Annotated in this window: 10 protein-coding genes; 5 read left to right on the top strand and 5 right to left on the bottom strand. The window is 68.2% G+C overall.

The genetic code is table 11. From position 1 onward, the window contains the following. Positions 1-193 precede the first annotated feature (193 nt). Positions 194-1,717: a carboxylesterase/lipase family protein gene (locus FXO18_RS12955; RefSeq protein ID WP_235900651.1), complete on the top strand. Its 1,524-nt coding sequence runs from the start codon at positions 194-196 to the stop codon at positions 1,715-1,717. A 49-nt stretch (positions 1,718-1,766) separates the two neighbouring features. Next, a complete protein-coding gene (locus tag FXO18_RS12950; RefSeq protein WP_149361538.1) occupies positions 1,767-2,195 on the top strand; it encodes a type II toxin-antitoxin system Rv0910 family toxin in 429 nt (142 codons plus the stop codon). 172 nt (positions 2,196-2,367) lie between these two features. Here FXO18_RS12950 and FXO18_RS12945 read toward each other — a convergent pair whose 3' ends face one another. Further along, positions 2,368-3,186 (bottom strand): siderophore-interacting protein, encoded by an 819-nt coding sequence (locus tag FXO18_RS12945; RefSeq protein ID WP_149361537.1) that lies wholly within the window; start codon positions 3,184-3,186, stop codon positions 2,368-2,370. A 263-nt stretch (positions 3,187-3,449) separates the two neighbouring features. On the opposite strand from FXO18_RS12945, the gene FXO18_RS12940 reads away from it, so the two are divergent. Then, positions 3,450-5,306: a hypothetical protein gene (locus tag FXO18_RS12940; RefSeq protein ID WP_149361536.1), complete on the top strand. Its 1,857-nt coding sequence runs from the start codon at positions 3,450-3,452 to the stop codon at positions 5,304-5,306. A gap of 95 nt (positions 5,307-5,401) precedes the next feature. Here FXO18_RS12940 and FXO18_RS12935 read toward each other — a convergent pair whose 3' ends face one another. The 3 genes from FXO18_RS12935 to FXO18_RS12925 form a co-directional block, all read right to left on the bottom strand. Next, positions 5,402-5,941: a serine/threonine protein kinase gene (locus tag FXO18_RS12935; RefSeq protein WP_149361535.1), complete on the bottom strand. Its 540-nt coding sequence runs from the start codon at positions 5,939-5,941 to the stop codon at positions 5,402-5,404. Between the two features lie 195 nt (positions 5,942-6,136). Continuing rightward, entirely contained in the window at positions 6,137-6,943 is an 807-nt protein-coding gene (locus FXO18_RS12930; RefSeq protein ID WP_149361534.1) for an SDR family oxidoreductase, read from the bottom strand. After that, complete coding sequence (locus tag FXO18_RS12925; RefSeq protein WP_149361533.1) at positions 6,940-8,610, bottom strand: FAD-binding dehydrogenase; 1,671 nt, start codon at positions 8,608-8,610, stop codon at positions 6,940-6,942. Before FXO18_RS12925 ends, FXO18_RS12930 begins: the two co-directional genes overlap by 4 nt. A 173-nt stretch (positions 8,611-8,783) precedes the next feature. On the opposite strand from FXO18_RS12925, the gene FXO18_RS12920 reads away from it, so the two are divergent. Next, positions 8,784-9,059, top strand: coding sequence for a hypothetical protein (locus FXO18_RS12920; RefSeq protein WP_149361532.1), 276 nt, complete (start codon positions 8,784-8,786; stop codon positions 9,057-9,059). Positions 9,060-9,547: 488 nt separating this feature from the next. Further along, positions 9,548-11,470, top strand: coding sequence for an aconitate hydratase (locus FXO18_RS12915; protein ID WP_407936481.1), 1,923 nt, complete (start codon positions 9,548-9,550; stop codon positions 11,468-11,470). A gap of 5 nt (positions 11,471-11,475) precedes the next feature. On the opposite strand, the gene FXO18_RS12910 is transcribed toward FXO18_RS12915, so the two are convergent. Beyond that, positions 11,476-12,300: an alpha/beta fold hydrolase gene (locus FXO18_RS12910; RefSeq protein WP_235900650.1), complete on the bottom strand. Its 825-nt coding sequence runs from the start codon at positions 12,298-12,300 to the stop codon at positions 11,476-11,478. Between the last annotated feature and the right edge of the window lie 58 nt (positions 12,301-12,358).

Raw genomic sequence — 12,358 nt, 5'->3', positions numbered from 1 at the left:
GCCCGCGACGGGCGCCGGAGCCGCACCACGCTCCGGCGCCCGTTGCGGCATGCTGTGACCCATGCCCCCTCGAGCCGACGGTGTGAGCCATAACAAGCAAGGGCGACGATTGGGTCACTGCCGGGTCTCTCTCTGGTCTCGAACCCTGCTCCGGCGTGGACAGCGAGCACTGCGGATCAGCACAGTGGAAGGCGTGACCGGCCAGCTCGACCTTCCCAGGACCACCGTCGAGACCACCCTCGGCGGGGGGCGCGCGCGTGGCACCCAGGTTGGCGGCGTGACGCTGTGGCGCGGCATCCCGTATGCGGCCCCGCCGGTGGGGGAGCTGCGCTTCCGGGCGCCCGAGCCGCCGGAGCCGTGGACCGGCACCCTCGACGCCACCCGGTTCGGCCCCATCCCGCCCCAGGAAGTGTCCCGCAAGCTCGCTGATCCTGGTGCCGGAATCCAGCTCGACGAGGACTGCCTCAGCATCAACGTCACCACGCCCGCCGGTGCCCGCGATGGACGCTTGCCCGTGATGGTCTACATCTACGGCGGCTCCAACACCAGCGGATCATCCGCTCTCGACCTCTATGACGGCAGCGCCCTCGCCAGGGACGGCAACGTCGTGATCGTCTCGTTCAACTATCGGCTCGGCGCGCTCGGGTTCCTCGACTTCTCCGGCTACACCACCGCCCGGCAGGCCTTCGACACCAATCTCGGACTGCGCGACCAGATCGCCGCCCTCGAATGGGTGCGCGACAACATCGCCGCGTTCGGCGGGGACCCGGGCAACGTCACCATCTTCGGCGAATCCGCGGGCGGCAGCGCCGTCGCCGCCCTGCTGGCCTCGCCCCGCGCCCGAGGATTGTTCCACCGGGCCATCGCGCAGAGCCCGGCCATCGCCACCACCTACGAGCCGCAGCGGGCGCGCGCCGTCGCGGCCGAGTTCCTCGACATCCTCGATGTGTGCGAGGACCACGCTGCCGAGGTGCTTCGAGGCATTCCCGCCGCGGAATTCGTTGCCGCTGCCGATGAGCTCAAGCAACGCGTGCTGCGGGCCACCCCGGGCGCAATGGCTTTCGGCCATGTGCTCGACGACATCCTCCCCGAGCGGCCCCTCGATGTGCTGTCCAGCGGGCGCGCGGCGACCGTGCCGCTGCTGATTGGCACCACGGACCGGGAAGGCGCGCTGTTCGGCCGGGGCCCCGAGGTCATCCCCACCACGATTCCGTCGATCGAGCGCATGCTTGCCCGCACCGACCCCGCCCGCCGGGATGCTGTCACCGCCGCCTACCGCGGCTACCCCGGCCGCCCCGCAGCGATCGACCTCGGCGGCGACGTCATGTTCTGGCAGCCCTCCATCGAGGCCGCGTCCGGGCACAGCACCCTGGCACCGACCTTCATGTACCGCTACGACTACGCGCCGCGCATGCTGCGTCTGCTGCGCATGGGCGCCACCCACGCCACCGATCTGCCAGCGGTGTTCGGAACGCTCGACAGCCGTGCGGCGAAAGTCCTCACCTCCGTTGGAGGCCGCCGCGACCTCGCCGCCGTCAGCCAGCGCATGCGCCAGCACTGGACCTCCTTCGCGCGCGAGGGCACGCCCGGGCCAGACTGGCCGCGCTACGACACCTCCGCCCGCCGCACGAAGATCTTCGATGTCGAGGATCGCGTCGATCACGACCCGCGCGCCGCCCGCCGCCTAGCCTGGAGCGGGTACCAGACCTACCGGTGACCCGAGCCTCGCGACGGGAGCCGGAACCACTTTCGGAAGGCAGTCCCGCATGGCTAGCACCAACGTTGCCCTCGATACGCACTTCACCCCGCAGGAAGCCTGGGAGCGGGCCTCCGACCTCTCCCGGTACGGCGACTGGCTGCTGCTGCACGATGGCTGGCGCGGCGAGCTCCCCGAGCAGCTTGGCCCCGGCACCACCGCTACCTCAGTGATCTCGGTGAAGGGCATGCGCAACCGCATCGAGTGGACGGTCGAGGAGTATGACGAGCCACGCCGCGTGGCACTCTCCGGCCGCGGCGTGGGTGGCACCAAGATCACTCTCGCTCTCGAGATCGCTCCCGCCGGTGCTGGCTCGCGCGTCGAGCTCGACGTCGACTTCTCCGGGCCGCTGGTCGCCGGGCCGGTCGGGTTCGGGGTGTCCAGGGCGCTCAAGGGTGATCTGCGCAAGTCGCTGGAGAAGTTCGACGCCATGGCGTGATCTCGCGGCTGGGTTGGCGGGCCGCCGCGGTCGGCTGGCGGGGCCGCTGGCCGCAAACGCGATAGAAGCTGCCCGAATCCCGGGTTGGCTTCTATCGCGTTTGGCAGTTTCCGGTGCTTTTGCCGCGAGGCCGGGCCGCCGCGAGGCGCGAGCTGCACCAGGCCAAGGATCCCTACCGCCAGTAGCCGGTGAACACGATCTGCTGCTTCGGCATGCCGCGCGCCACCAGGTCGCGGCGGGCGCGGGTGACGAGCTGGTGGCCGCCGGCGAGGCAGGCGTAGCCGGGGGTGCGCGGCAGAGGTGCCGACGCGAGCAGGTCGAGCGCGGTCCTGCCCTGGTCGCGGCATGCCCAGCTCGCCTCGATGCCAGGTAGGTCGGGTAGCTCGGGGATGTCATCGGCCTGCGCGAGCTCGACGATCACCCTCAGCGGGGCAAGGCGCAGGGGAGCGGAGGATCGGTAGGAGTCGAGGATGCCCATGATTCCGGGCAAGGCCGTCTCATCGCCGACGAGCAGGTTCCACTCCGATCCGGTGGGCGGCTGGAAGATATAGCCCTCGTCGAGGATCGCGGCCTGGTCGCCGGGCCGGGCATCGAGCGCCCACTGGGCTGCGGGGCCAAGCTGGCCTTCCGAGTCACGGTGCAGCGCGAAGTCGATGTCGAGCTCGGGGCCCTTGGCTCCGGCGGCTCCGTCGCTGCCAGGCCGGAATGCTCGAACGGTGTAGTTGCGGCACAGCGGCCGCGATTGCTGCGGGATGAGCATGTACTGGGCGTACCAGAGGTTGCTCGTCAGGGTGGGCAGCCGCAGCGTGCCATCCGGGGCGGGGAGGAACAGCCGGAACCATTGGTCCTGGCCCGTGTGCGTGAACCGGCGCAGATCCTCGCCGCCGAGGGTGACGCGCGCGAACCCGGTGCTGGTCTGCTTGGACGCGATGACCTCGGCCCGCAGGATCTCGCGGTGCGCTGGCTTGATGTACTTCCCCCGCTTGGACATGGCCCCTCCCCGGATCAATTGCGTAAGGCAAGCATAACCATAGTTCTCTTCGCTAGTGCGGGCCAGGCGGGGAGCGCCCGGACTGGACCATGCACCTCGCAAAGCCCTGCTGCGTCATGGCGAAGAAAGTGCCCACCCGATGGTGGGCACCCGGCAACGAGCCGGTAACGATCCTCGGTGAACAGGACAAATGATGAAACGCTCCGCTGTTGCCCGCGCGATCTAACGGGTACAACCGTGATCCCCAGCACAGAGGAGCTCCAGTGGCGCGACGCCAGCACCGAGCCGCAGCAGCAGGATTGCTCGTTCTCGCTCTCTCCGCGGCAGCGTGCGCGAACGATACCGGCACACTGTCCTACCAGTACGACCAGCGCACGATGCCCAGCAGTAGCCCCTCGGCCGGCGATGGTGATCCAGGCCCGGATGACGGTGAGCGGAGCAGCGCCCGCGAGGCTTCGGGCTTCGCGTCCGCCCGCGCGACAGCCTCCGCCCGAGCCACGTCGGGCGCCGCTCCTGGTGACGCTGCCCCAGTGACGAAGCCCGATGGTGCCAAGCCGGACGCCGGCAAGCCCGAGGTGACAGACGTCTCCGCCCCGACGTCCACGCTCGTCATCGCTGCCCGCACTCTCGCCGGAAGGCCCATCGCTGGGGTCACTGTGCAGGCGATGCGGATGGAGCCATGCGTCTCGGCTCCCGACTCGACCATCGTCGATACCTATCGGGGCGTCACCGACGCCGCCGGATACGCCGCGATCGACGTCGCGCCCGGCTGCTTCCACTACGCCATCGATGAAGTGCCTGACGATGCCTACCCCGCGCCGGTGGACATGCATTGGGTCGAGCTCCGCGAGGCCAATGCCACCGCTAGCGGCGAGCTCCAGTTCCTCGACGGCCCACCCGGCCTAGGCGACGACTGGCAATTCGGCAGCCTGCGCGTCCTCGACGCCGACACGAGTGAGCCCCGAGCGGGCCTGCAAGTGCGACTCCTGCACTGCGGAACCGACGGCACCGGCTACATCACGCCCCCCTCGTTCGACAACGGCCGCATCCCGCTCGCGCTCGGTCCCGCCTGCTACGCCGCGACCGGGATCGTGGGATCCACGGATTGGGCAATGACGAGCAAGGCCGTGAGCTTCGACGCAGCCACCGGATTCGCGGACATCCCGATCGAGGTGAGCAAGAATCCGCCCGCCACGGGCACCTTCACCGTCACCACCGCCACCGCGGCCGGCACGCCCGTGCCCGGCATCACCGTCAACATCGGCGAGTTCGACCACTGCACCGCTGCCAGTGATGACAACCTCAGCCGCCGGGTCGGCACCATCGTCACCGGTCCGGACGGCACCGCCACTACGACGCTGCCGCTCGGCTGCTACGGCTTCGGCACCATGCTCGGGCCCATCAAGCACGCCCTCACCGACCTCGATGAGCCCGGCGAGCAGCGCGATGTCACTCTCACCGTCTCCGATGCCTGGCTGGACGACGAGAGCGAGGACGACGGTCCTGGCAGTTTCACCTTCACGGCGGCCACGGCGTCTGGCGCGCCCGTGCCGGGCGTGACCATCGGCATTGCCCGCGTCTCGCGTTGCGCTTCCGAAGGCCCGGGGGAGACGGACTCCCGCGTTGTGGGAACGGTCACCACGGGCGCCGACGGAACCGCCACCATCGAGGTGCCGCAGGGCTGCTACGCGTTCAGCCTCAACGAGGTTCCCGATGATCAACTGCCCGAGCCAGCGGGAATGCATGGCGGCGAGATCACTCATGCCGGCCACGAGGAATCCGTGCGCTTCACCTTCTACGACAATGCAGCCCCTCCCGGGCAGGAGGCCACCACCGGCACGTTCACCCTCGTCGAGGACGGATCGGGCGCGCCCATCGTTGGCGAGCGCATCGTCATCGGCTACTGCGAGGGTGGCGGTCCCGGGTTCTACACCGACCCGACAGATGCGAACGGCCAGGTGGCGGTGACCGTCCCGGGCCGGTCCTGCTTCGCCGTGCAGGGAATCGCGCGCGGCGACACCGCCTGCTCGATCGTTGACCAGGAGGGCCAGCGCCTCCGCCAGCCCGACGGGTTCGCGCTCACCCTCCGGGCGAGCCATCCCGATGAGGGCGTCTGCTAGCGGGCAGCGACGCAGCAATCTGGCCGGGGCGATGAGGGGTTCGCCCCGGCCGGGTGCTTTCGCTTGGTCTTGTCGCCCGGCTTCGATGCCCAGGATCAGCAGGTGACGAGCTCGTTCGGGTCGTGCGTGGTGCTCAGCCAGCGGCCGTAGGCACCGTCGCCGGCGTTGCGGACGGCCTGGCACATCGCTTCCTTGGTCGTCCCCGCGAACTGGAACACCGCATAGATCGGATGCCCGTCCACGGACTGCCGAAGCGACGGGCACGCGCGGTCCGTGCGCAGGTAGTGTGCTCCTGGATTCTCGTCGAGCAGGCGCTGGACCTCCTCGTCGTACTGGCCTGGAGTGACGGCGTTGCCCAGCACCACGATCCCGATGGCGTCGGAGCTGCCGCACGAGGGGCGGGTCATGGGCACGCTCACCGCGAGCTCCACCCCGGATCGCTGCGCCGGTTCCTCCGCGGGCGGCGCGGGCTGCCACAGCGCGAGCACCACTATTCCGGCAGCGAGCACCGCGAGAAGGCTGGCCGCGATGACCGGGGCGCGCCGCGGGGAACGCTCGCCAGCGGCGGGCTCGACCAGTGGCGCGAGAAAGGACTCGGGATCCGGATAGGGCGAGTCATCCCAGCTCGGACTCACAGAACCATTCCTTCCCTCGGATCGGCCACGACGCGCAACGGCATCGCACGGTTATCGTACGCATCCGATAATAGTGGGAGCCTCCGACGCTCGCGTGAGGAGCGGACGCATCGAGCCACCATTGTGGCGAGGCTCATACTCGCGCCAGGGAACCACTCAGGTGGCTCCCGCATCACGCGCCAGGGATCGAGGCGCTCAGGCCAGCCCGAACTTCCGGGCGACGATCCTCTCCACCAGCCCGCGCGGCGCGAGGCGCTTGAGCGCGAACACCACCGGAGCATTCGAGCCCACCGCGTAGAACGGCGCGGGCGAGGCAGCCTCGATCGCCGTCATGATGGTTGCCGCCACCTTATCGGCGGTGATGCCGGTAGCTTCCTTCGCATCGAGCGCGGAGATCGCAGTCTCGAAGCCCTCGCGGTAGGGGGAACCGTCACGCAAGTACTTGGTGCGCCGCTCGCTGATTCCCGTGTTGATCGAGCCGGGCTCCACGGTGGTGATGCCCACGCCGAACGGAGCGAGCTCGAGCCGCGCTGCCTCCGCAAACCCCTTGATCGCGGCCTTCGATGCCACATAGGACGAGCGGTATGCCAGCGGGAAGCTCGCCAGCATCGAGCCGACCATCACCACCCGGCCGAAGCGGCGCTCCCGCATCCCTGGCAGCAGCAACTGGGTCAGCCGCACAGCGCCGAGCACGTTGACCTGGAACAGCCGCTCCAGGGCGTCGCGGGGGAGTTCCTCGAGCGGACCGGACTGGCTCTCCCCGGCATTGTTGACCAGCACATCCACCGCGCCAGCGCGTTCCGCGAGCGCTGTCAACGATTGCTCGTCGGTGAGATCGAGCGGCAGGTACTCCACACCCGGAACCCTCAGCGAGTCCGGGATCGACGCGGGATCGCGGCTCGTGCCGATCACCCGATAGCCCCGCTTCGCCAGCGCCGCCGCGGTGGCCAGGCCGATCCCCGAGGACGCGCCGGTGACCAGTGCTGTCCTGCCTGCCGTCATGCGAGTTCCTTTCCGAGAGCGAGCCCGGCCGCGCGGCCGGAGAAGATGCATCCACCGAGGAACGTGCCCTCCAGCGCGTTGTAGCCGTGCACGCCGCCACCGCCGAAGCCGGCGACCTCGCCCGCCGCGTACAGCCCCGGCATAGGCGTGCCATCCGCGCGCAGCACCTGCGAATCAAGGTTGGTCTGCAAGCCACCAAGCGTCTTGCGGGTGAGGATGTTCAACCGAACCGCGATCAACGGGCCATGCTCCGGATCCAGGATGCGATGCGGCGGCACCGCGCGCGCCAGCTTGTCGCCGAGGTAGCGGCGCGCATTGTGGATCGCCATGATCTGCGCGTCCTTCGAGAACTTGTTGGTCACCTCGCGGTCGCGCGCCACTATCTGCTCCTCGAGACGGGCCAGCTCGATGGCGGGGCCGCGAGCGATGCGGTTCATCCCGTCCACCAGCTCGGGAAGCGAATCGGCGACCACGAAGTCGACCCCGTGCTGCTTGAACGCCTCCACCGGGCCGGGCGCGCCCTTGCTGATGCGGCTCGTGAGCGTCAGCTTCAGGTCCTTGCCGGTGATGTCCGGGTTCTGCTCCGAGCCCGAGAGCGCGAACTCCTTCTCGATGATCGTCTGCGTCAGCACGAACCACGAGTAGTCATGGCCCGTGGCCAGGATCGCCTTCATCGTCGCGTTGGTATCGAAGCCCGGGAAGTTCGGCGCGGGCAACCGGTTGCCCGCCGCGTCGAACCACATCGACGACGGCCCCGGGATGATGCGGATCGCATGATCCGGCCAGATCGGATCCCAGTTGTTGATGCCCTCGGTGTAGTGCCACATGCGATCCCGGTTGACGATCCGTCCGCCCGCGGCCTCCGAGATGCCCAGCATGCGTCCATCCACATAGGCCGGAACCCCCGAGATCATCGACTCCGGGCACGGCCCGAGCCGCTCGGTGGGCCAGTTGCGGCGGATCACCTCATGATTGTGGCCGATCCCGCCCGCCGCGACGATCACCGCCGGGGCCCGCACCTCGAAGTCATCGATTACCGTCCGCGACGACGCCACCCCGCGCTCTGCATCCGAAGGCTCCAGCACCGCGCCGCGAATCCCCACCACCGCGCCGTTCTCGACGATCAGCTCATCGACCCGATGCCGGAACCGCAGCTCCACCAGCCCCCGCTTCTCGGCATCGAGGACACGATCCGCGAAGATGCCCATGACCGCTGGCCCCGTGCCCCAGGCCAGATGGAAGCGCGGCACCGAGTTGCCATGCCCGCCAGCAAGCCCCCCGCCGCGCTCCGCCCACCCCACCAGTGGCGTGAACCGCAGCCCCAGATCATGCAGGTACTGGCGCTTCGTCGTCGCCGCGAACTCCACGTACGCGCGCGCCCACCGCTCGGCCCACGAATCCTCGTCCGGCCGGTCGAAGCCCGCCGACCCCCGCCAGTCCTGCCACGCCAGCTCCACCGAGTCCTTGATACGCATGCGGCGCTGCTCCGGGGAATCCACCAGGAACAGCCCGCCCAGCGACCAGAACGCCTGCCCGCCCAGGTTGCTGCGGTTCTCCTGGTCGACGATCACGACCCGCTTGCCCGCCCGCGACAGCTCATGGGCCGCCACCAGGCCAGCCAGCCCAGCACCAACAATGACCACATCCGGAGATCGCAGCGACGCCATGCCTCCACTAAACCGCATCCTGCTGCCGCGCGGGCGTTGGCGCGCGGGACTATCCGCGGCCAGAGCGGGGCCGCGTGCCCCCAATACCTATGTAGAGCATAAACGGGACATACAACTGTGATGTGAATCACTAGCCTTTATTGCAGGGGTTGGGATCAACAAAAGGAGATGGCATGAAATCCATGACCCGCGCGACCGTAGCGGCGGCTGCTAGCGCATTGATAATTGCTGGGGCCCCGTCCGTGGCCAGCGCGCAGGATCTCTCATCCACCTTGTCGATAGGCAGCATGGAACTGATCTCGCTGCTTGATGTCTATACCCCGAACTATTACTACCCGTACTACGGCTACGGCTGGGCGGGGCCTGCCTTCGACCTCGGCGAAACCGCGCTCACGGGAACGTTCGGGCTGCTTGGCCAGGGCATTGGGGCCATTGGAAACATCTTCTGAGCAAAGATCATCGAAGCGGTGCCCGCGGCTCCGAGTGAAATCGCAGTCGCGGGCGCACGCGCTACAGGTGCATGAACCCAATTTAATGGTGCCGATCTAGCATTGCTGCGAAGAGGATAGTCCGGCCTTTCGCGCCGATTTTCGCTACGCTCGACAATATTTCGAACTGCAATGTCCATAGATAATTGAGGCCCGCGCGTGCGGTTCGCTTCAGGCTGTGCAAAAACTGTTCGCTACTCGCTCGATCGTGAAGATCCAGCCACATCCACCTTAGCCAGATCTTCACGATCGGCGAAGGCGAAGCCAACCAGCAGGGGGCGCACGATTCGCGCTCCTCCACCCGCGCGGCAAGCATCATCCCATCCAGTCGGCCACGCGGCAGGGGTGGAAGTGATCGGGACCTTGCACCACACTGGAAGGAGCGGGTGTGGCGCGCGCCACATGTGCCTCGGGCCGGACGGAAGGTCCAATCCGATCAAGGAGTGATGATGAATCTCGCGACGAAGCTCATCGCGTCCCATCTCGAATCAGGTGATCTGACGCCCGGTGCCGAGGTCGCGCTGCGAGTGGACCAGACGCTGGCCCAGGACGCGACAGGGACATTGGTCATGCAGGAGCTCGAGGCGCTCGGCCTTGACCGCACCCGCGCCGAGGTCAGCGTGCAGTACGTGGATCACAACCTGCTGCAGGCCGATGAGCGCAACGCCGAGGATCACGAGTTCCTGCGCAGCGCGTGCGAGCGATTCGGGATCTGGTACTCCAAGGCCGGCAACGGGGTGTCCCACCCCACGCACATGCAACGGTTCGGCAAGCCGGGCAAGACCATGGTGGGCTCGGACTCGCACACGCCCGCGGCTGGTTCGCTGGGGATGCTTGCCATCGGGGTGGGTGGGCTCGAGGTAGCCCTCGCCATCGCCGGGCGGCCTGTCTACCTGAGGATGCCGGAGATCTGGGGCGTGGAGCTGACGGGGGAGCTGCCGCCGTGGTGCTCGGCGAAGGATGTGATCCTCGAGATGCTGCGCAGGCACAGCGTCAAGGGCGGTGTCGGGCGGATCATCGAGTACTACGGTCCTGGCCTGGAGAATCTTTCCGCGATGGACCGGCACGTGATCGCGAACATGGGCGCCGAGCTCGGTGCCACCACCTCGGTGTTCCCGGCTGACGATGCGGTGCGCGAGTTCCTCCGCGCCGAGGAGCGGGAGGATGATTTCGAGGAGCTCCGCGCGGACCCCGGAGCCACCTACGACGTCACTGAGCACATCGATCTCTCGACGATCGAGCCACTCATCGCGATGCCTTCCGCGCCCGACAATGTCGTGCCAGTGCGCGAGGTCGCCGGGAAACCGGTCAGCCAGGTCGTCGTCGGATCCTCCGCCAACCCGGGACTGCGCGATTTCGCCATCGTCGCGGCGATGGTCGCGGGACGGCAGACCGATTCGGCGGTCAGCTTCGACGTCAATCCGACCTCCCGCCAGATCCTCGCCGACCTCACCGACATGGGCGGCACGATCGACCTCATCAAGGCCGGGGCGCGGATCCACCAGTCCGGCTGCATGGGCTGCATCGGCATCGGCCAGGCACCCGCCACGGGCCACAATTCGCTGCGCACGTTCCCGCGCAACTTCCCGGGCCGATCCGGCACCAAGGAGGACGCCGTATGGCTGTGCAGCCCGGAGACCGCAGCGGCCTCAGCACTGACAGGCAGGATCACCGATCCGCGTGACTGGGCGAGCGAGAACAACGTCGACTATCCCGCCATCCGGCTACCGCAGCGATCCGCCGTCAACCGCGCCATGCTCACCCCACCGCCCGATGGTGGCGAGAGGACCGAGCTGGTCCGGGGCCCCAACATCAGCTCCCTGCCCGATCTCGTGCCGCTCCCGGACCAGCTCGAAGCGCCGGTGATGCTCAAGGTCGGCGACAACATCTCCACCGACGACATCTCCCCAGCGGGCGCACGAGCGCTGCCCTACCGGTCGAACATCCCCAAGCTCGCGGAGTTCAGCTTCACCCGCATCGACGAGACCTACCCGGGCCGCGCTACCGATCCGCACATCATCATCGGCGGCGAGAACTACGGCCAAGGATCCTCGCGCGAGCACGCAGCCATCGCGCCACGCTATCTGGGCCTGCGCCTCGTGATCGCGAAATCGTTCGCCCGCATCCATTGGCAGAACCTCGCCAACTTTGGTGTCGTTCCCCTCGAGTTCGGTGACCCAGCCGACTATGACCTCATCGACGACGGCGATGTGCTCGACATCGACGGCCTGCGGGAGGCACTCGCCACCAGGCCGAGCTTCACGATGCGCAACACGACCAAGGGCACGGAGATCGAGGTGCGGCACCGGATGTCGCAGCGACAGGTAGATACCGTCCTCGCCGGCGGCATCATCCCGCAGCTCGCTGGCTGACTCGCCTAGCCCTCCGGCGCATTCCGCGTGGCGTCGAGGATCAGGCGCGCTGCTTCCTCGGGCTGGTCCCAGTGCGGGAAATGACCGCAATCCTCGAACCAGTGCAGTTCGGCACCGGGGAACAGGTCTTGCGCCCGCTTGGCCTGCCGCGGAAAAGTGACGCGGTCCTTGCGCCCCCACCCGATGGTCACCGCGCCGTGCTGCGTTCCCGGCGGCGGCCCGTCCTGCTTGGGGCCGTGCACCAGGGCATGCAATGCGTCGTCGAGGCTGGGGGAGGCCGCGAATCCACGCAATTCGTTGAGCACCAGCTGGGGGGCCAGGCGCCACGGCTTGGCCGAGAACTGCAGCAACAGCGCGGTGCGCCCGGCCTTGCTGCGGGCGAGGGCCGGAAGCAGCAGCTGGATGCGGCGCACCAGCGCGATCGACGCCTTGATCGATGCGCCGAAAAACTTGACCTCCCGATCGGTCCAGAAGCCGCCAGGATCGAGGGCCACCACTGTGCCCGCGTATCCGCGCCGCGCCATCTCCAGGACCATGCGGGCACCCATCGAACTGCCGACGATATCCACATCGCCCAGTCCGTGCGTGTCGATGAATCCCTCGACGGCATCAGTGAGGGTCGCGATAGTGACCTCGCCGGGCAGGGGCGGGGTGTCTCCGAACCCGGGCAGGTCCACCGCGATGACCTCGCGCTCGCTCGCCAGCAGGGGTAGCACCGGGTCCCAGTTGCGCTGGCTCGATCCGAGTCCATGCACGAGCAGGAGCGGGCGTCCCTTCCCGGTACGGATGAAGCTCATCCGGGCACCGGCCTCATGGTTGGGTCCGCTCATCGTGCACTCCTTCTCGTAGACGCCTGCGGGCGCAGCGTACCCGGGCGGCAGGGCCGGC

Origin of the sequence: Lolliginicoccus suaedae (assembly GCF_008312885.1) — a bacterium.
In the GTDB taxonomy this organism is placed as follows: Bacteria; Actinomycetota; Actinomycetes; order Mycobacteriales; family Mycobacteriaceae; genus Lolliginicoccus; species Lolliginicoccus suaedae.
This window is presented reverse-complemented; position numbering and strand designations above follow the sequence as displayed.

Coding starts and splice junctions, on each gene's coding strand:
- FXO18_RS12950 (WP_149361538.1), top strand. CDS start 1,767: ATGGCTAGCACCAACGTTGCCCTCGATACGCACTTCACCCCGCAGGAA.
- FXO18_RS12945 (WP_149361537.1), bottom strand. CDS start 3,186: ATGTCCAAGCGGGGGAAGTACATCAAGCCAGCGCACCGCGAGATCCTG.
- FXO18_RS12930 (WP_149361534.1), bottom strand. CDS start 6,943: ATGACGGCAGGCAGGACAGCACTGGTCACCGGCGCGTCCTCGGGGATC.
- FXO18_RS12925 (WP_149361533.1), bottom strand. CDS start 8,610: ATGGCGTCGCTGCGATCTCCGGATGTGGTCATTGTTGGTGCTGGGCTG.
- FXO18_RS12920 (WP_149361532.1), top strand. CDS start 8,784: ATGAAATCCATGACCCGCGCGACCGTAGCGGCGGCTGCTAGCGCATTG.
- FXO18_RS12915 (WP_407936481.1), top strand. CDS start 9,548: ATGAATCTCGCGACGAAGCTCATCGCGTCCCATCTCGAATCAGGTGAT.
- FXO18_RS12910 (WP_235900650.1), bottom strand. CDS start 12,300: ATGAGCGGACCCAACCATGAGGCCGGTGCCCGGATGAGCTTCATCCGT.